This window comes from Thalassospira povalilytica (assembly GCF_002844235.1).
GTDB lineage: Bacteria > Pseudomonadota > Alphaproteobacteria > Rhodospirillales > Thalassospiraceae > Thalassospira > Thalassospira povalilytica.
The window spans coordinates 65307-85290 of sequence record NZ_PGTS01000005.1 but is presented as its reverse complement, the minus strand read 5'-3'; the positions used below and the strand labels follow the sequence as shown (position 1 = coordinate 85290).

17 protein-coding genes are annotated in these 19984 nt (G+C 56.0%); 12 read left to right on the top strand and 5 right to left on the bottom strand.

Annotation, left to right across the window (positions count from 1 at the left end; genetic code table 11):
- Window position 1 precedes the first annotated feature (1 nt).
- From CU041_RS14055 to CU041_RS14035, 5 genes are all read left to right on the top strand, one after another.
- Window positions 2-796 carry an NAD-dependent epimerase/dehydratase family protein gene (locus CU041_RS14055; protein WP_068517938.1) on the top strand — a complete coding sequence of 265 codons (795 nt, stop codon included), beginning with the start codon at window positions 2-4 and terminating at the stop codon, window positions 794-796.
- 148 nt (window positions 797-944) lie between these two features.
- Window positions 945-1469 (top strand): RNA polymerase sigma factor, encoded by a 525-nt coding sequence (locus CU041_RS14050; protein WP_068517939.1) that lies wholly within the window; start codon window positions 945-947, stop codon window positions 1467-1469.
- A 75-nt stretch (window positions 1470-1544) separates the two neighbouring features.
- Window positions 1545-2630 carry a FecR family protein gene (locus tag CU041_RS14045; protein ID WP_101247402.1) on the top strand — a complete coding sequence of 362 codons (1086 nt, stop codon included), beginning with the start codon at window positions 1545-1547 and terminating at the stop codon, window positions 2628-2630.
- A 108-nt stretch (window positions 2631-2738) separates the two neighbouring features.
- Window positions 2739-5138, top strand: coding sequence for a TonB-dependent receptor (locus CU041_RS14040; protein WP_068517941.1), 2400 nt, complete (start codon window positions 2739-2741; stop codon window positions 5136-5138).
- Window positions 5139-5217: 79 nt separating this feature from the next.
- A complete protein-coding gene (locus CU041_RS14035; protein WP_068517942.1) occupies window positions 5218-5628 on the top strand; it encodes a hypothetical protein in 411 nt (136 codons plus the stop codon).
- 35 nt (window positions 5629-5663) lie between these two features.
- Here CU041_RS14035 and fhuB read toward each other — a convergent pair whose 3' ends face one another.
- From fhuB to CU041_RS14015, 4 genes are read right to left on the bottom strand one after another with little or no spacing between them, the layout of a single operon-like run.
- Window positions 5664-7649: a Fe(3+)-hydroxamate ABC transporter permease FhuB gene (gene fhuB, locus CU041_RS14030; RefSeq protein ID WP_101247401.1), complete on the bottom strand. Its 1986-nt coding sequence runs from the start codon at window positions 7647-7649 to the stop codon at window positions 5664-5666.
- Window positions 7646-8581: an ABC transporter substrate-binding protein gene (locus CU041_RS14025; RefSeq protein ID WP_101247400.1), complete on the bottom strand. Its 936-nt coding sequence runs from the start codon at window positions 8579-8581 to the stop codon at window positions 7646-7648. The genes fhuB and CU041_RS14025 overlap by 4 nt, the downstream gene beginning before the upstream one ends.
- Window positions 8582-8584: 3 nt before the next feature.
- Window positions 8585-9532, bottom strand: coding sequence for an iron-siderophore ABC transporter substrate-binding protein (locus CU041_RS14020; RefSeq protein ID WP_101247399.1), 948 nt, complete (start codon window positions 9530-9532; stop codon window positions 8585-8587).
- 53 nt (window positions 9533-9585) lie between these two features.
- Window positions 9586-10362 (bottom strand): ABC transporter ATP-binding protein, encoded by a 777-nt coding sequence (locus CU041_RS14015; RefSeq protein ID WP_068517946.1) that lies wholly within the window; start codon window positions 10360-10362, stop codon window positions 9586-9588.
- A gap of 299 nt (window positions 10363-10661) precedes the next feature.
- Between CU041_RS14015 and CU041_RS14010 the strand changes: the two genes are divergently transcribed.
- Window positions 10662-11573, top strand: a complete 912-nt coding sequence (locus tag CU041_RS14010; RefSeq protein ID WP_233433118.1) for an SMP-30/gluconolactonase/LRE family protein — start codon at window positions 10662-10664, stop codon at window positions 11571-11573.
- A 24-nt stretch (window positions 11574-11597) separates the two neighbouring features.
- Here the strand turns inward: CU041_RS14010 and CU041_RS14005 are convergent, their stop codons facing one another.
- Complete coding sequence (locus tag CU041_RS14005) at window positions 11598-12812, bottom strand: ROK family transcriptional regulator (protein WP_170310243.1); 1215 nt, start codon at window positions 12810-12812, stop codon at window positions 11598-11600.
- 128 nt (window positions 12813-12940) lie between these two features.
- Between CU041_RS14005 and CU041_RS14000 the strand changes: the two genes are divergently transcribed.
- From CU041_RS14000 to CU041_RS13975, 6 genes are all read left to right on the top strand, one after another.
- Window positions 12941-14179, top strand: coding sequence for an extracellular solute-binding protein (locus tag CU041_RS14000; RefSeq protein ID WP_068517948.1), 1239 nt, complete (start codon window positions 12941-12943; stop codon window positions 14177-14179).
- Window positions 14180-14271: 92 nt separating this feature from the next.
- A complete protein-coding gene (locus CU041_RS13995; RefSeq protein ID WP_170310242.1) occupies window positions 14272-15156 on the top strand; it encodes a carbohydrate ABC transporter permease in 885 nt (294 codons plus the stop codon).
- A gap of 2 nt (window positions 15157-15158) precedes the next feature.
- Window positions 15159-16007 (top strand): carbohydrate ABC transporter permease, encoded by an 849-nt coding sequence (locus CU041_RS13990; protein ID WP_068517950.1) that lies wholly within the window; start codon window positions 15159-15161, stop codon window positions 16005-16007.
- Between the two features lie 5 nt (window positions 16008-16012).
- Window positions 16013-17062: a carbohydrate kinase family protein gene (locus CU041_RS13985; RefSeq protein WP_170310241.1), complete on the top strand. Its 1050-nt coding sequence runs from the start codon at window positions 16013-16015 to the stop codon at window positions 17060-17062.
- Window position 17063: 1 nt separating this feature from the next.
- Complete coding sequence (locus CU041_RS13980; protein WP_101247396.1) at window positions 17064-18161, top strand: ABC transporter ATP-binding protein; 1098 nt, start codon at window positions 17064-17066, stop codon at window positions 18159-18161.
- Window positions 18162-18282: 121 nt separating this feature from the next.
- Entirely contained in the window at window positions 18283-19851 is a 1569-nt protein-coding gene (locus CU041_RS13975; protein WP_101247582.1) for a YbaY family lipoprotein, read from the top strand.
- The last annotated feature ends 133 nt before the right edge of the window (window positions 19852-19984 follow it).

Genomic DNA, 19984 nt, shown 5'->3' with positions numbered 1-19984 from the left:
GATGAAACGTTTGCTGATTACCGGTGCTGGTGGCAACCTTGGGAAAATCTGCCGCGAAGGGCTTAAGGGCTATGCCGATGTCATTCGCCTGTCCGATATTTCCCCGATGGACCCGGCCGGCCCGAACGAGGAAGTCGTGCAATGCGACCTGTCTGACCGTGCGGCCGTGATCGAACTGACCAAGGATGTCGACGGTATCATTCATCTGGGCGGAATTTCGATCGAGGCGGCCTTTGATGATCTGCTTCAGGCCAACCTTGCAGGCACCTATAACCTGTATGAAGGGGCGCGTCAGAACGGGGTGGGGCGCATCATGTTTGCCAGCTCCAACCATGCAATCGGTTTTCACAAGCGCACCACCAAACTTGATGACAAATCCGAACTGCGCCCCGATAGCCTCTATGGCGTGACCAAATGCTATGGCGAGGCCGTGGCAAGCTATTACTACGACAAGTTCGATGTCGAAACGGTATCGGTTCGTATCGGGTCGTGCTTTGAAAAGCCGCGCGATCGCCGCATGCTGTCGACCTGGCTCAGCCCGCGTGATTTCCTGTCGCTGATGAAGGCGATCTTTGATGCCCCGATGACCGGTCATCTGGTAGTGTACGGGGTATCGGACAACAAAACCAAATGGTGGAGCAACGATCACGCCGATTTCCTTGGCTGGAAACCGCAAGACAGCTCCGAACAGTTCCGCGCGGAAATCGAAGCCGCCTTTGGCCCCGAAGACCGCCACGATCCGGCGGTGATCTATCAGGGCGGCGGCTTTGCCGCCAAGGGCCATTTCGAAGACTGATTTCGCGTCATCTTCGATCATTTTCCTTTTGGCAAAAGGTCCGCAATTGCGGGCCTTTTTGCTTTTGGCATTGACGGCGTGCCGGATCGAAGATAATCAAAGATGAAAATGATAACGGTTATCATTATCGGAAATCAGGTGCGGAAAAATGGCGGTCGATGACCGTTTTTGGGATTCCATCTTTCAGCAATATCATGATCGTTTGTTGCGTCAGGTTCAGAAATACCTGCCGACGCGCGACGAAAGCCATGACGTATTGCAGGATCTTTATGTGCAGCTGCGCCATCGCAATGTCGATCCGGCCCAGATTGCCAACCCGCCGGCCTATATGATGCGCATGGCGACCAATCTGGCGATTGATGCGCTGCGTCGTCATAAACGCAATCCGCTTGAATTCACCGATCCGGCCGAAATCAGCGACATGGAAGGGGCCGGGGCACAATCGGTCACCCCTGAACAGATCAGTGCCGATCGTCAGCGTCTTGATATCGTCAAGGCCGCGATTGACGAGTTGCCACCCCGGTGCCGCGAAGTATTTTTGCTGTGCAAGCGTGACCATCTGAGCCCGACCGAGGCCGCCGAACAGCTTGGCGTCAGTCGCAATATGGTCGAAAAGCATTTGCGTCAGGCGCTTAGACATTGCAAACAGGTGTTGGCGCGCCATGAAAACTGAACATCCTCAAATGACTGCGTTAAACGTCATCAAGATAACAAACCACGCAGCCAGAAGCCGGGTATCGACTTTGCCATGACAGAATTCCGCTATCCCGAAGACTGCCAAAGCAATGAAGACATTGCCGATTACTGGGCGGTCCGCCTTGATCAATCGGATTTGACCCCGGCCGAGGAAGCCGCCTTCAGCGCCTGGCAGGATGCCGATCCGGGCAATCCGCAACGCTTGGTGCGGGCCTGCCAGATCTGGCAAAGCATGGAAATCGCCGCAGCCGAGGACGGCGCGGCATTATCCGATAGCGCCACCCGTGACACCCGTGCCTCCATCGACACCCGCGCTGATGAACCGAAGACGGTCGATCTGGCCGGTGTGCGCCGTGATCTTGAACGGTTGGGCGCGCTGGAAGGCGGCAGTGGACGGTTGCCGGGCATGCGATCGGCCAAACGGCCATTCCGCCCGGTTCTGGCAGTGCTGACCTGTCTGGTGCTGGTGGTGCTGTTTGGCTATTCGGCCTTTCAGCCCGATCCCGATCTGGTCGCAGCAGCAGACGCATCGGTGGTTGGTCAGATGCATGACTTGCCCGATGGATCGAGCATCTGGATGGAGCCCGGAACCCGGGTTGCCCTGAATTACAGTGACGCCCTGCGCGATATTACCGTTCTGGAAGGCGGCATTTTCATCAAGGTCGCAAAGGATGCATCACGTCCGTTGCGCATTCACCTTAACCAGGTCACAGCGATTGCGGTTGGCACCGCCTTTAGCGCGTCGAAATGGGGCGGGCATGCGCGGGTCGAAGTATCCGAAGGCACGGTCGATCTGGAAGACCGCAAGATGCGCTTGGCACGCCTGGTGGCCGGGCGGGCGGCATGGCAGGACGCTGACGGGGACCTTCATTTTGCCGAAGTCGCCCCCGAACGTGTTGCGCCATGGCGGGGCGGGCGCTGGATTGTTGATGATATGCCGATTGATGAATTGCTGGCGCGGATTGCGCCGCTGATGGGGGATCTGACATTTGTTCGCGATCCGCGTCTGGGCGATATCACCGTATCGGGCAGCTTTGATATCAGCAAACCGCACAGCGCACATGATGCCTTGCTGGCAGCTTACGGTCTTGAAGAACGGGCGTTTCCCGTCGGTTTCAGAATAATTTCAAGAAAATAGAAAAAATGTGCTCCTCAAATCGGAACCCGGTTCGTCATGAGGGTAATAGTGATTTGCATTATTATCTTCGAACGATGGGGGTAAGCTTTGAAAGCTGAGAATTCTGGAATGTCGCGTCTTTGGGGAACCACGGCACTTGTCGCGACCTTGATGATGGCAACCGTGCCGATGGCATCGGCACAGGAAGGCACAACAACAGCGCAACAGATCACGATTGCGGCGGGCGATCTGCGCGGCGCGCTTGATCAGCTGGCCGATCAGTTTGGTCTGCAACTGATTGTTCAGGGTGATCTTTCGGGTATGAGCAGCGGCGATGTATCCGCAACGCTTGACGCGCGTGATGCCTTGCAATTGCTGCTGACCGGAACCGGGTATCAATTTGAATTCATCACCGATGACAGTGTGCGTATCGCACCGGCAAGTTCGGGCGCGCTTGAAAATGGCGGTGCCACGGTCCTGCCCGAAGTGGTGGTCAGTGCCACCCGTTCGCGCCGGTCGATCAAATCCATGTCGCCATCGGTTGTGGTGATCGGTCGGGATCAGATCGAAACCCAGATGGCCAAAAGCAGCGACATCACAAATGTCATCCGCAACACGGTGCCGGGTTTCATGTTTGATGATCAAAGCCTGATTTCCAGCACGGAAACCTTCCGCGGGCGTGATGTCCAGGTGCTGGTTGACGGGGTATCGCGCAACACGCCGCTTCGAAATACCAGCCGTATCCTGTCAATGATCGATATCGCCCAGGTCGAAAGCATCGAAGTCATTCCGGGGTCGAACGCGCTGAACGGGGATGGCGCGACCGGGGCGACCATCAATATCATCACCAAAACCGGCGAAGTCGGAAATAACAGCTTTGTCGTTGACGGGCATGTCACCAGCTATACCGACGATATTGATGACAGTTTCTCGCCGTCGCTGACATTGTCGGGCAGTGGGGGTGTCGGTGCAGTCGATCTTGCCGCAAGTGTCACGGCATCGAAATCGGGTGATGCCTTTGACGGTTATGGCAATCAGGTGCCGTCGGATGCGATGCTGGGGCAGGGCGGATTTGACAATGCCGAAGACCTCAACCTGTTTGGCAAGGCGGGGCTGACCGTTGCCGAGGGTCATCGACTGTTTCTGTCGTCCGAAGTCGTCCGGTTTCGTCAGGACATCGAATATTATCCCGACCTGACCACCGATCCGGTCTCAGTGGATTATGACAATCCCTATCTTGCCCAGCCGCTGGAAGATGAAAGCCAGTATTTCACCGGCGGATATGAATATGATTTCGGCAAGATCGGGACGGGCGATCTTAAACTGTTTTACAATGACAGCTACAAACAGGCCGCACGCGCCGATTACCATGCCAGCTACAACCCGGCACTGGTCGCATTGGCCAATAGTGGCGCTGTCGAAGACCCGCTGGGCCAGTCGGTAATTGATACGGTCAAATATGGTGTGAAGCTTTCGACCGATACCAGCCTTGATCCGGTTTATGACGGCCTGACCCTGACCTGGGGTGGGGATCTGACCCATGATGACATCAAATACCGCACGATCAGTGGCCGCGATATCGGCGCACCGATGGAACAGGATGGCAAGGCTGTCTTTGCACAACTCAGCGCACCGGTTACGCAGTTTGTCGATCTGTCGGGCGGGGTGCGTTATGAAAAATATGATCTGACGGTCAAGGATTTCCTGCGTCCGAACTATATGCGCTATAACGCCGGTGTCGGTCAGGCGATCCTTGCCGCTGCGCAATATACCGGTGGCAACACAACCTATAGTGCGGTGACCTATAACGCATCGGCGGTGGTGCACTGGACCGACCGGATCGATACGTCACTTAGTTATAGCGAAGGTTTCTCTGTACCCGATGTGGGTGCCTATACCCGCCGTGCCGGTTTCAACGGCGTTCCGATGAATTTCAGCGCCCTTGATGTCGAAGCATCCAAGGTCAAGACCTATGAACTGGCGGCACGCTATAACGGGCCCGATTTCCGCACGACTGGTGCCGTTTACATGAGCACCAATGAACGCGGCGATACGTTCGATGCCTCCACCAATGCGCTTAGCCAGCAAAAGGAACGCATCATCGGTGCCGAACTGACCGGTGAATATGATGTGACCGAAGATACCTATGTCGGGGCCTTGGCATCCTATGTCGAAGGTCGTTACGACAGTAACAAGAATGGCGATCTTGACAGCTGGTTGCCCAATAACCGCATCCCGTCCCCGTTCCGCTTTACCGGCTATGTCGACAGCTATGTCTGGGGCGATCTCAATATGCGTTTTGACGGCACCTATACTGCGCCACGCACCAAGATCGACAACAAGAAAGTCAAATCCAGTCTGGTTTTCAATCTGATGGGCAACTATCCGGTGCTTGGCGGCACGGCGCGCTTCGGGGTCGAGAACATCTTTGATGCCAGCTATGAAAACCCGGCGGCATCGGCCCTTCGCGGCTATTCGGTTGCCGGGCACGGACGCACAGTGACCATCGGTTTCCGGCGCGAATTCTGATCGCGACCGGTTACGGCAAAATTTGACCTTTACGGCCTGGCGGGATACCCGCCGGGCCCTTTGCACAAGGAGACCGGCGATGTTTCGTTCAAGCCAGCCCGCAGCCGACATCGTGCTGTTTGAAATGGTTGATCGGCAAAGTGATGCGGACGGGCAATCCTATCTGGCAGCCTTGCACGACCTTGCCCGGCGTCAGGACCCGGCGATCCTGATCCTGCGGGTTGCGGGCATGACCGAACAGGATCACGAAACCCGCAAACAGGCCGCTGCCTGGTTCAAGGAAAATCGCGACCGGCTTGGCATGTTCGCCAAGGGCCTTATTCGCGTCGATGAAGGCCATGACCATGGCGACGGGCATCTGCATGTTGATGATGCCCATGACGTCGAAAACAGCAACTTTGCCCGCATGCTGCCATTCCCGGTCAAACATGTGACAAGCCTTGATCAGGCATTTGCACTGGCGCAAAACTGGCCTCCCGAACCCGGTTGATATTACCCGTTCCGATGCGTGTGATGTCGCGGTGATTATCGTTTGCGCACAGCCAGAATCATGAAATAGCTGGTTCCGATCAGGGCCGCGATCAGTCCGGTCGGAAGCTGTGCCGGATAAATCAGGTTACGGGCCAGCCATTCGGCCACCATCATCACATTGACCCCGATCAGGACCGCACCCAGCAAATGCCCGCCCGCCAGCCGATACCCGGCAACGCGGGCCAGATGCGGGGCCATCAGCCCGACAAAACTCAGCGGTCCGACAAGCAGGGTGGCACTGGCCGCAAGGATTGCCGCCAGCAGCATCATGGCAAACTGGAACCCCGAAATGCCAAGCCCCAGCGAAACCGACTGATCGGTGCCAAGGGACGCCAGTTCAAGCGGACGGCGAAGGGCAATGGCAACAATCAGCAACACCGCCGTTACCCCGGCAACGATCATGACCTCGTTCATATTGGTGAAATAGGTCGTCCCGGCCAGCCATGACATCAGCATGGTGGTCTGGGTGCCGCTTCGGGTCAGCACAATGCGCACGATCGCCCCCAGAATGGCGGTCAGCGCCAAACCGTTCAGCAACATGTAATGCGGCGCATGGGTAAATTTGCGACACAGAACAAGCAGCACCAGCAACGATACAATGCCGCCTGCCGCCCCGATCACCATCAGTTCGGCACGCTGTGCGAAGCCGAAAATCGCAAGTGCGATGATCATGGCAAGGGCGGTGGCCGAACTGACCCCGGTGATTTCCGGGCTTGCCAGCGGATTGCGCCCGACCCGCTGAATAAGCGTGCCCGAAACCGCAAGTGCGGCCCCGCAAATCATCGCGGCAAAGGTACGTTCCGAACGGCCCAGCAGAATGTCGTAACTGTCACCATCAAGACCAAGCACCGCAAAGCCGTTGCCATCGAGCGAAATGAACAGCGAGAAACCGATACCCAGAACAAGCGTGATGCCCAGAATGATCGACAGGCCCAGCTTGGAAACGATTTCCTGATCGCTGTGCTGGTCTTCGCTTTGGGTACCGGGCATGATCCGTGCCTTGCGCAGGATCAGGATGATGAACGGTGCCCCGAACAGCGCGGTCGCAGCCCCGGTCGGCAACACATCCCCGCCAAGACCGTTAAACTGTCGCACGATGAAATCAATGATCATCAGCACAAACCCGCCGGTCAGCACCGAATAGATCATAAGATCACGTGACCGGGTCAGTCCTGCGATCCGCAGGGCGGCGGGCACGGCAAGACCGACAAAACCGATCAAACCGGCAGCTGAAATCACCGATGCGGTGATGAAAACCGCAAAACCAAGGATCAGCAACCGCAACACCGTGACCTTGGCCCCCAGCGAATTGGCGGTGTCATCGCCCAGTGCCAGCAAATCAAGCGGCCGCGACAGGGCCAGCACCGCAATCATGCCAATGATCACGCGCGGCAGGATAAATTGCGTGGCTTCCCAGCCATTCTGGGCGAGATCACCCGCCCCCCACATGAAGACCGATTGCAGATATTGTTCGTTAAACAGCAACACGATCTGGGATGCGGACTGCAACAGCAGATTGACAATCATGCCCGCCAGAATAAGCCACAGCGTCGCATTGCCGCGTTTTGATGCAATCAGATAGACCGCACCAAGCGCAATCATCCCGCCTGCCAGGGCAAAGGCTTCCTGAAAGATGGCCATTGATGCCGGCGCGACAAGCAGGAAAATGGTCAGGGCAAATTCAACGCCGGCCCCGACGCCAAGTGTCGTTGGCGATGCCAGCGGGTTGCGCAGAACAGTCTGGATCGCCGCCCCGGCCAGAGCAAGACCCGCCCCGCACAGAAACGCCATCACAAGGCGGGGCAGGGTGCTGTAATGAAACAGGATCTGGTCAAAGTCGGTTTCATCGGGGCTGAACATGACCTGCGTTGCCAGTCCTTTTTGCAGGAACGGCCAGAAATCAGCGATCAGGATACCAATACAGGACAGACCAAGCGCGACCAGCAAAGCAGCCGGAATGTTCGAACGGGTGTTGGTCATTGATGCGGGCCGTTCTCGATGCTTTCGGTCAGAAGTTTCGCAAAGCGAAGTGATGACGGAACCCCGCCATACATCCAGACAACCGGAAGTTCATAGACGCGGTTGTTGCGCGTGAAATCCATGAATTTCCACATCGGGGATGCGAACATCTTGTCCAGAATGGCATCGGGCACCGGGTTGGTATAGACGACACTTTGCTTGGCATAAGGGGCAATCAGTTCAAGACCGCCACGGGCAAAGCCCCATTTGTTGACTTCGCCGTGAAAGGCCATCGGCACATTCATTGCGGCCATCACCGAACCGGGCAGGCTGGTGTCGCCAAACATGCCGATCGTGCTTTCATCAAAGAAATAGATGATATTAAGTTGCTGATCAGGGCCAAGGGCCGCACGGGTGCGCGCCCCATATTCGGCCAGTTTCGCATCGACATCGGCCAGATAGGCCGCACCCTCGGCTTCGCGACCGGTGGCCTTGGCGATTTTGCCAAATACTTCGCGTGCGGCCTGGAATGCCGGACGGTTTTCTTCAAACATCCGCAATTGCAAAACCGGCGCAATTTCTGACAGTTTCTCATAATTGATCCCGATATCGGGAATGGTAATGATCAGGTCGGGCTTTGCCGCACGCAGGGCTTCAAGATTGGGCGATGATCGTTGCCCAAGATCGACAAATTCATCGGGCAATGCCGGTTCTTCGACCCATTCGACATAATCAACCGGATCTGCGACCGCCACCGGATCAAGGCCAAGTGCAATCACGGTTTCGGTAAAGGCCCAATTGATGGTGGCAACGCGCTTTGCCGGCCCCGGCAGTTCAAGCGTTCCGCGTTCATGTTCAATGCGGATCGGATCAGCATAGGCCGATGTCGCACTTACGACGCAAAATGTTGCGGCAACTAAAAGCCCGCTCAGAACAGTACGCAACAAAGCCATGGTTTATGATCCGCTTGCGGTGGTCGGGGTGCCGGTTACGGCATCGGCCAGCAGTTCGGCAAAGCGTGCCGCTGACAGAACTCCGCCAAAGGTCCAGCTTGATGGCACGGTATAAACATGACCATTGCGTGCAAACGGCATTGCCTTCCAGATCGCGGTGTCAAACAGGCGGCTTTGGACGGTCGGGGCAATCGGTTCGACATAGGCAAAATGAACATCGCCAAGTTTGGCCAGATCGGAAACATCGCCGTTATGGAATGCCCAACCATTGACCTCGCCATCCCAGGCATTGGCAAATCCCATCCGTGCCAAAACCGACCCGAACAGTGATGTGGTGCCGTGAATGCGGAAATGGGCTTCGTCAAGGATACGGACAACTGCGAATTTGGCATCATTGCCGACCTTGTCGCGGATGCGTTTGGCCGCGGCATCAATCCGGGCATTGACCGATGTGATGACTTCTTCGGCCTTCTCGGATTTGCCCGCCAGCTTGCCAATATTGCGCAACAGCGTTTCGGCCCGCTCAATGGCGGGTTCGCTGCTTCCGGTATTATAGATCGAATAGACCAGTGTCGGCGCAATGGCCGAAAGCTTGTCATAGGCCATCGCCACATCGGCACTGATGACAATGGCGTCTGGTTTGGCTTCGCGCAGGGCTTCGAAATTGGGTTCGCGCCGGGTGCCAAGATCGGCAAATTCGGCCGGAAGTTCCGGTTCAACCACCCACACGCGATAGCCGTCCGCTTCGGGAACGGCAACCGGATCAATGCCCAGTGCCAGGAAACTTTCGGTCAGCGCCCAGTTTGATCCGGCAAAACGGGTCGGCGTGCTGTCAAAGGTGACGTCGCCCATTTCATGGGTCATGGTCTGGGCGGTGGCGCCCATCGATGACATGGCGGCAATCGTTACAAGACAGCTTGCCGCAAACTTGCAAATCAGACGGGTGCGCATATGAATGTTCCTGATCCCTGTTGGCTGATCCGTAACCCTGTCGTCACAGCGCACTAGGCGACATAACTGACGAAACGGTCATGGTCCGGCAGATGGATGACATCAATGTCGGTTTGGAAAATGTCGCGAAGTGTTTCGCCCTGCATGAAATCGCGTGCGTTGCCCTGCCAGCAGGTCCGCCCGCCGCGCAATGCGACGATGTGATCGGCAAAACGCCCGACCATGTCGATGTCATGCAAAACGGCAATCACGGTCAGATTGTTCTGATCTTTCAGATTGGCAACCAGTCGCAGAATGTCGCGCTGATGGCCGACATCAAGGGCCGATGTCGGCTCGTCCAGCAACAGCACCGGCGCATCCTGGGCAAGCAGCATGGCAAGCCACACACGCTGGCGTTCGCCGCCCGACAGGCTTGCGACCAGACGGTCGGCAAAGCCGGTGACATGGGTCAGTTCCATCGCCTGATCAATCTTGGCATGGTCTTCGTCGCGGTAACGGCCAAATGCCCCGCGCCAGGGATAACGACCAAATGCCACCAGTTCGCGCACACTCAGATGCGGCGGCACTACCGGATTTTGCGGCAAATAGGCGACCTTGCGGGCAAAATCGCGCGTGCCATGATCTTCAAGAACCGCATCATCAAGGGTGATGGTGCCGGCATGCTTTTTGTTCTTGCGCGCCAGAAGCTTCAAAAGCGTACTTTTGCCCGATCCGTTATGGCCCACAATGGCGCTGAACGCACCGGTCGGAAAATTGACCGTAATGTCATCAAGCAGCGTTTTGGGATTTTTGCCGTCACTCTTGAAGATGACGTCTTTCAGATCGAACATGTGCTGAAAACTCGTAAAAACTGTAATCGGGCCGAAGTCCTTGAACCTGCTGGCCGGGATATCGACCCGGGACAACTGAAAACAATCGTCCCAATGTGAGAATGCCTATCAATTACTTGCAGAAAATGCAACCGAGTTGCGATTGCATTTGTTCAAAATCTTCGCGGCAAATTAAATCATCATACAAAATGACTTTTCAGAAGTTGCCATTCCGGGTAGCAATATGGATCAGGTATTTCCGGTATGGGGGAAGGGGCTTGCACACAGCCCGCCTTTACCGGAACAAAGCGGAAAACCGCATGAAATATCAGGGAGAAACCATGGCCAACGTGAAAACCGTCTTGCCAAACCTGCGCTGCACGCTGGGCGAAGGTCCGCATTGGGATGCCAAGGATGGCGTGCTGTACTGGGTGGATATTGTCGGAAAGACCGCCTTTGCCCTGCGTCCAAGTGATGGCGCATCGCGCAGCTGGACATTCGATCAGCCGGTTGCGGCAATTGTCCCGCGCGAAAATGACGGGCTTCTGGTTGCCCTTGCTGATGGTTTGGCGTTTCTTGATGCCGAAAGCGGGGAAACAACCCCCTTTGTCGCACCAGATCGCGACCATGCGGGCAACCGGTCCAATGAAAGCCGGGTGGATCCGGCGGGGCGGTTCTGGCATGGCACCATGCAAAACAATATCGGCCCGAATGGCGAAGACCTTCCTGTGACGGTTTCGACCGGGACACTCAACCGGGTGGGGCCGGACGGCGAGACAACCCGTTTCCTGTCTGATATCGGGATTTCCAATACGCTGCTTTGGTCGGCCGACGGCAAGAAGATGTTCTTTGGCGACACCATCAAGGATACGCTGAATGTCTATGACTATGACATGGCGACCGGGGTTCCCAGCAATCCGCGCGTGTTCTTTGGCCCGCAAGACCGCGGCAATATGGACGGATCGGCGATGGATGCCGATGGCTATATCTGGAATGCGCGCTGGGGCGGCAGTTGCCTGATCCGCTTTGCCCCGGATGGCAGTGTGGACCAGATCATTGATCTTCCGGTGACCCAGCCGACCAGTTGCGTGTTTGGCGGCCCGGACCTTAAGACGCTTTATATTACCTCGGCCTCGGTTGGGCTCGATGGCAATGGCAACGAACTGGAAGGCGCGCTGTTATCGATCCGCACAGATGTCGCCGGTCAGCCCTGCACGCGCTTTGCCGGATAGGGGCCGCGACGTTTTCCTGCTAACTCATCCTTTGGCATCCCGGATTTTCAGCATGTTCTGAAAGTCCGGGACCAGTTCATGATAAATCGGCAAGGCCGCAGCACCCATCGCCGCTGACAGCAGGTTGCCGACGCCTGCCTGCACCGGAAGCGCATTGCCAAGCGGGGTGCGACTGCCAGCAGATTCAAGACGGCCAAGCTCAATAAGTAACGCATCAAGGATTGACGCGGGCAACAAACCGCCCAGCATGACGGCCTGTGGATCAAGCATGCTGCCAAGGATTTGTACCGCCGTTGCCAGATGCGGCGCGGCCTGTTTGATCCAGCGTTTGACCGGTTCATCATCGGGTGACAGCTGTGCCAGACGATTAAGTGTCGTATCATTCAAAAGCGCGTCGCGATCGGCCGCATCAAATTCATCATACAGCGCCAAAAGAGACACATAACGTTCAAGGCATCCCTTGCGTCCGCACGGGCAATCGCGCCCATGCGGTTCGACCGGCAAATGACCGATTTCACCAGCCGCCCCGTTGGTGCCGTGAATGATCTGGTTGTCCATGAAAAGACCGGCACCCAAGCCATAGCCGATAAAGACATAGACGAAATTTTCCAGTGTTCTCGCATTACCATACAGCTTTTCGGAAATCGCGGCGGCATCGGCGTCATTTTCGGCAAATACCGGGCAATCGATCTTTTCCGACATGGCGGCAACAATATCGAAATTTTCCCATCCAGGGGCGATGCCGGTCGGACCGGCAATGCCGACGGGGCCCGGCATCGCAATGCCGATCCCGATATTGCGTGCCGGATCAAGTCCGCAATCGGCAATGATTTTGCGGGTTGCCTCAATCAGCAATTCGACCGCGCGTTCGGGATTGGGATGGTTGAATTGCTGGCTGATGCGCGCACGTTCCTCGCCCAGAAGATTGACCAGTACGGCGTCAAACTGTGTTCCGGTCAGCTGAAATCCGATGGCATAACCGCCATCCGGGTTCAGGCGATAGGGGCGGGCAGGCTGACCACGTTTTTGACGAATCGGTTCACCAGCCAGAAGAAGTCCCGTTTCTTCGAGTTCCCCGACCAGGTTCGAAATCGTCTGGGCCGACAGATTGGTGATGCGCGTAATATCTGCCCGTGACAATCCGTCATGGCGTCTGACCGCGTCCAACACCGCACGTCTGTTGTGGTTCTTGGCGTGTAAAAGGTTGGTTCCCGTGACGCTCTTTGGTTGTTTTTTCATCTTTGCCATTGCCGCCCATTTTCTTTTGACTTATTAATTACATCAAATTGAATTAATAATAAAGCCTGTCCTCAATCAGGCTTGTCGTCTATCCAAGTCGTATCCTATGTATCAGGGAGATATAAATCATGAATATCAAGAATATCATGACGGGTGCTGCGATCGGCGTGCTGGCCGCATCGGGCGCCGCGCATGCTGATGTGACCCTCAATGCGCTGTTCATGGCGCAGGCTGCCTATAGCGAAGATGACATTCGCAACATGACGGCCGAGTTCGAAGCCGCCAATCCCGGCATCAAGGTCAATGCCGAACTGGTTCCATACGAAGCCCTGCATGACAAGATCGTGCTGTCGCAAAGTGCCAATGGCTATGACGTTGTTCTGTATGATGTGATCTGGCCGGCGGAATTTGCGCAATATCAGCTACTTGAAGATGTCACGTCACGCATTGATGACAAAACCCGGTCAGGCATTCTCGACGGTGCGTGGACCACGGTGGAATATGATGGTGCGCTGTATGGCATGCCATGGATCGCCGATACCAAGTTCCTGTTCTATAACAAGGACATGCTCAAAGCTGCCGGTTTTGACAATCCGCCCGCAACCTGGGAAGAACTGCGCGCACAGGCCGCAGCCATCAAGGAAAAGGGCATTGTTGACTATCCGCTGGTCTGGTCCTGGTCGCAGTCCGAAGCCGCCATTTGTGATTACACCACCATCCTTTCGGGCATGGGCGGTGAATTCCTTGATGCCGATGGCAAACCGGCCTTCAATACCGGTGGCGGTCTCAAGGCGCTTGAATATATGGTTGGTACCCTTGATGACGGCCTGACCAACCCGAATTCCCGTGAATATCTTGAAGAAGACGTTCGTCGCGTATTCTCCAGCGGCCAGGCGGCTTTCGCGCTGAACTGGGGCTATATGTATAATCTTGCCAATGACCCGGCCGAAAGCCAGGTTGCCGGCAAGGTCGGCATTGCGCCGGCACCGGGGACCGATGGTGTTTCGAAGGCATCAGCTGTCAACGGTTCGATGGGCCTTGGGATCCCGACCAAAAGCGGTCACAAGGAAGAAGCCTGGAAATATATCCAGTTCCTGACCTCGCAGAATGTGCAGGACAAATTTGCCAAGCTCAGCCTGCCGGTATGGGAAGCATCCTATTCCAATCCGGATGTGATCAAAGGCCAGGAACCGTTTGTCGAAGCGGCCAAAACCAGCCTTGCCGTCATGGCACCGCGCCCGACCATGGCGTCCTATCAGGAAGCCTCATCGGTTCTGCAAGAAGCCCTTCAGAACGCGATGCTTGGTTCGGTCAAACCGGCTGATGCCCTGAATGACGCAGCCGAGACCATCTCGGACATGCAATAAGCGCGAAAGCGTCTTTTCGATCCAGAACCCGGACTTGTGTGATCCTCCTCCATGCTTGTCCGGGTTCAAACTCCGGAGCCGAATGCACCGCTATGATTTCCTATCGTAAAACGGTGACGGCGTGGCTTTTACTGACCCCGATGATCGTGATCATCGTCGGGGTCAGTGGCTACCCGCTGATCAAGACGATCTATTACAGCCTGACCGGTGCGAAACTGATTGCGCCCGATGTCACCAGCATCTTTGTCGGCTTTGACAACTTTGTGCGCGCGCTGTCTTCTTCCAAGTTTCTTGAAGCCATCTGGCACACCACCTATTTCGCCGTCACTTCCGTCGGGGCGGAAATGGTGATCGGTGTTCTGGTTGCGCTGCTGTTGAACGAAGCCTTTGCCGGGCGGACCCTGTTGCGCGCCATGCTGATTTTGCCGCTTGCGCTGCCGACGGTGGTCAACGCCATGATGTGGCGGCTGATCTATAACCCGGATTTCGGGGCGCTGAATGCGCTTCTGCTCCAGATCGGGATGCTTGATGCCTATCGCTCCTGGCTGGGGGACCCGGCAACCGCCCTTGATATGGTCATTCTGGCTGATGTCTGGAAAAACTTCCCGCTGGTGGCCCTGATTGCGCTGGCCGCCCTTCAGACCGTGCCCAAGGATTTGTATGAGGCCGCGACCCTTGACGGGGCAGGGGTGTGGAACCGGTTCTGGCGCATTACCCTTCCGGCCATTCTGGGGCCGCTTAGCGTCGCACTGGTTTTGCGCACGATCGAGGCCTTCAAGGTCTTTGACATCATCTATGTCATGACCCGCGGTGGCCCGGCCAGCAGTACCAAGACCGTCAGTTTCTATGTCTATCAGGAAGCGTTTGCCTATATGCGCGTCGGTTCCGGGGCATCCTATGCGCTGATTGTTGTTTTGATCAGTGCCTGTCTGATTGCCGGATACATGTATCTGATCCGCAAGCAGGGAGAAGTGTGATTATGAAGGCATCCCTGACAAAAAAGATCTGCATCTATCTGGGGGCACTTGTTCTTGCCACCGTGATTGCGGTGCCGGTTTTGTGGCTGTTTATCATGAGCATCAGCTCATCCACCCATCTGACCACCTTGCCGTTGCAATGGTGGCCGGATGCGCCGACCTTTGAAAATTATCGCAATCTTTTGGTGTTTGCCGAAAACAGCCCGTCGGCCAGTTTCCTCTATGGTATTCGCAACAGCATCATCATTGCCTTTGCCGCGACCGGTCTTTCGATCATTGCTGCCATTCCGGCGGCCTACAGCTTTTCGCGTTTGCCCGGACCGCGGCGCAAGAACCTGCTTTATGCGGTGATTGCGATCTTTATGTTGCCGCCTGTGGCCATCGTTTTGCCGCTCTATACGGTGATGAGTGCGCTTGGGCTTCTCAATACCCACTTTGCCCTGATCATTGTCTATTGCTCAATCCTGCTGCCCTTCACGACCTGGCTTCTCAAAAGCAACTTTGACACCATTCCTGGCGATCTTGACGAAGCCCCGATCATTGATGGTGCCAACCGCTTACAGGCCATCTGGTATGTGATCCTGCCGATTGCCCGTCCGGCCCTTGGGGCGGCGGTGATGATGGCGGTGTTGCTGGCATGGGATGAATTTTTCTACGGGCTTTTGTTCACCAATGACATTCGGGCCAAAACCATCACGGTGGCGATTGCCGATCTGGCGGCCGGGCGTGTGGCGGATTATGGCCTGATTTCAGCAGCCGGGATTCTGGCGGCGGTACCCCCGGTCATTCTGGCCTTCTTCATGCAGAAAACCCTGGTGTCCGGACTTGCAAGCGGCAGTGTAAAGGGATGAATGCCATGACAAAATCACATCCGGGCATTCGTCCTGATCCGATACGTCCGATCATATCGATTGGCACGATCAATGTGGATCAGCTGATGGGCCCGATCGCCGATTGGCCGCAACCGGGGACCGAGACCGTCTATCCCGATTATGAAATGCGGATCGGCGGGGGATGCGGCAATTTTGGGGCGGCTTTGATGGCGCTTGATGCCCATCAGCATATTGTCGTCAATGTCGGCAAGGACGCCATGGGCGACTGGCTGTGCGAACAGTTCGGGCCGCTTGCCGATCACTGGCATCGCAGCGATACCGTGACCTCGGTGACGTTTGGCCTGACCCATCCTGATAAGGAACGCACGTTCCTGTCAAACGAAGGGCACAGTTCGATCTTTGACGCGAAGATGGTGCGCGAAATGCTGTCGGAAACCCGGGTTGATGGTGCGATTGCACTGTTTGTCGGAACGTTTCTGATGCCCGGTCTGTTGCCTGATTGCGCCAGCCTGATGAAGGAGCTGCATGACAGCGGCGCGATTGTTGCCCTTGATACCGCATGGCCGACCGGCGGATGGAGCGATGATGTCCAGACCCATCTTGAAAGCTGGTTGGGCTATGTGGATATCCTTCTGATCAATGATGCCGAGGCATCGGGCATTCTGGGCATTGCACAAACCGAATTTGCCCGCGATATCGAAACATATCTGGCCCGTATTGCCGATAAACTGCCATCCGATGCGATTATTGTGGTCAAACGCGGGGCGGCGGGGGCGACGGCTTTTGCCGGTGGCAATATCCTGCATGTGCCCGTACCCGGACCGGTCGATGTTGTCGACACCGTGGGGGCAGGGGATTGTTTTAACGCGGGCTTTTTGATGGCGTTGCAGATGCAGGCCGCTTTGCCCGATGCATTGCGCGCCGGGATCGAAGTCGCCGGCAAGGCCATTGCCAGCAACCCGCGCAAATATCCCGAAATTTCCGATCTTTGCCCTGATGTCGCAGCGGTCCTGTCCGCGCCAGTGCCGACCGGCGAAGAAATCATGACATTCGACCAGGTGGAGAATAGCTGAAATGTCGTCTGTATCTTTGTTCAATGTCACAAAGTCGTTTGGCACAGCCGACATCATCAAGGGCGTGGATCTGTCGATCAGGGACGGGGAACTTGTGGTTTTTGTCGGCCCGTCGGGCTGTGGCAAATCCACATTGCTGCGCATGATTTCCGGGCTTGAAGAAATCACTGCTGGTGAAATTCATCTGGGGGATAAACGTGTTGATCATCTTCCGGCGTCTGATCGCGATATTGCCATGGTGTTTCAGTCCTATGCGCTTTATCCGCATATGACAGTCGCGGAAAATATCGGCTTCCCGCTTAAGATGGCGGGGTGGTCGAAATCCGATATGGATGCCAAGACCCGCGAAATCGGCGATGTTTTGCAATTGCTTCATCTGTTTGATCGCACCCCCAAACAGCTTTCGGGCGGACAGCGCCAGCGTGTTGCGATTGGCCGGGCCCTTGCGCGGGATCCCAAAATCATTTTGCTTGATGAACCGCTTTCAAACCTTGATGCGGCACTTCGCGTCGATATGCGGATGGAGCTTGCCCGTCTGCACCGCGAACTCGGGGCCACCATGATTTACGTCACCCACGATCAGGTCGAAGCCATGACCATGGCAGACCGGATTGTTGTGTTGCGTGACGGGATTGTCGAACAGGTGGGAACGCCGCTTGATCTTTATCTGCAACCGGCCAACCGGTTTGTTGCCGGATTTATCGGATCACCCAAGATGAATTTCTGGGATGCACGCAGTGACGAGAACGGGCGTGTTGTGATGCCATCGGGGCTTGCGGTGGCGATGGGCGATCATGTTGCCGCCAACCGGTCCCTGACGGTGGGGGCGCGTCCCGAACATCTGGTTCTGTGCGACGAAGACAATGCTGCATTAAAGGGCACGGTCTTGGCGGTCGAACATCTTGGATCGGATACGTTTGTTCAGCTTCATTGCGGGATTGGCGATCCGTCACAGATGGACGTCAATGTGCGTCTGGCGGGCATTGTCCGGGTTTCGATCGGCGATCAATTGGCCCTGACGATTGCCGATCAGGACAACTGGCATCTTTTTGATGGTGACGGCATTCGTCTTGATCCGCCTGCTGACAGGGTAGCCTGAACGCAAAACAGCAGCAAATAACGTGCCTTGCCCCTTTTTGGCCTTGGTTTTAGGTATTTTTGGCGGCAACATTGTGCGCATATAAATGCACAATCCAAAAAACGAGCAAACCGGGGTCTCAATGAACTCAATATCGTCCGCGAAAATGTGGGTAAGGACGTTACTTGCCATTGGCATGGTCACGTTGTTATCGGCCTGTGCGGCATTTCAAACCAGCACGACCAGGGTCACCGGTTCGGTGACCTATCGCGAACGGATTGCGCTGTCGCCTGATAATGCGTTTCTGGTTGTCAGGCTGCGGGATGTCTCGCGTGCCGATGCGCCGTCAGTGGAAATCGCATCCCTGCGTCAGCCGGTGTCAAACCCGCCGATGGTTTTTGTCCTGCCCTATGACGGATCGAAAATCGATCCGCGCATGACCTATGCACTTGAAGCCGAAATCGTCAATTCCGACGGTGATACGCTGTTTCGCAATGATCAGGTCTATCGGGTGCTGACCGGTGATGCGCCAAATGACGTGGAAATTACGGTGCGTCCGGTGTCACATACCCAGTCTGACGGGGCGCGCAAATTTGACGGTGCCGATACCGCGCGCGACATTGCCGCAATCGAAGCCCGCCTGCCATCCTTGCGGGTTATTCCCGGTCAGTATGTCGCATCCGATCATACCGTGACCTACAAGGCATATGTCTCGCCCGAAGGCGAACCGATGATGGTGGACGAGCATCGCGACCTTGGTGATTACGGCACCTCGGATGTGAAGCTTTATTACCGCAATGGTCAGTTGTTGCGGTTTTCGGAAAATGCCACGCGCGTCAATTATGACGGGGCGCAAAGCGACGCGCCGCTGGAATACAGCTTGCAGCTTGATTTCGCGCAAGGCCGCTTTTCATCGGGGACCAAGACCGTCAATGGCGTGCAAAGCAATCCCGACGAACATGAAGTCAGCGGCGCCCTTGCCCAAAGCAAGGTGGCATTGAGCCGCATCGACGCGATGCTGGCCCAGATGAACAGCGATACCGCAAAACTTGGCGGGTCCAAGGTCTTTGTCTGTGACGACCAAAGCCGTTTTTCGGTGACCTTCGAGCAGCGCATTGACCGCGCCACCGTCGAATTCCCCGGTCGCGAACCGTTATCGTTGGCCCGTATTCCGACCGGGTCGGGATATGGCTATGCCAATGATCTGTATGAACTGCGCGGCAAGGGCGAAGATGCGATCTGGCAAACCCCGTCTGGTGAAACCCATTGTGCCGTGTCTGCCGCACCGGTCGGCCTGGCATTGCCGCCGGGCAACTTCCCGGTGGTAAAGCTCGATGAGCTGAAATCATCAGGCAAAGGTATCTGGACCGAATATTTCGCCGATCTGCAACCGGCGATTACGGCCTGCCTTGCGGAAAATCCGGGCGATCTGGTGTCGGTTCTCAAGGCCTGGCCGATGAACCACGGTATGGTCGGGGTGCGGACGGTGAATGGCAATGGCGGGCGTTATGACTGTCTGGTTCCGGCCGATGGCATGGGCACGGTTCATACCGAACTGGTGGAAACCACCACCAATATCCTACCGGGCGAGGACGAAGTCCGCTTTACCCCGGCCAGCAGCGCCTATCCCGACGGAAAATGTTTCAGCCATCAACGGCTCGAAGATGGCGCGGTCTTTCTGGGCTGGTTGTCAAAGGATTCCTGTTCATAGGAAATTGTGATCCAGCTGGTCGCTCCCGACATTTCAAAAAGACGCTACGACATGCTCGGGCGTCTTTTTTTGTTTGGCCATCAATGGCCTTCATCGCAAAGTAAAACTACTCTTATGAGTGACTTACAATAGG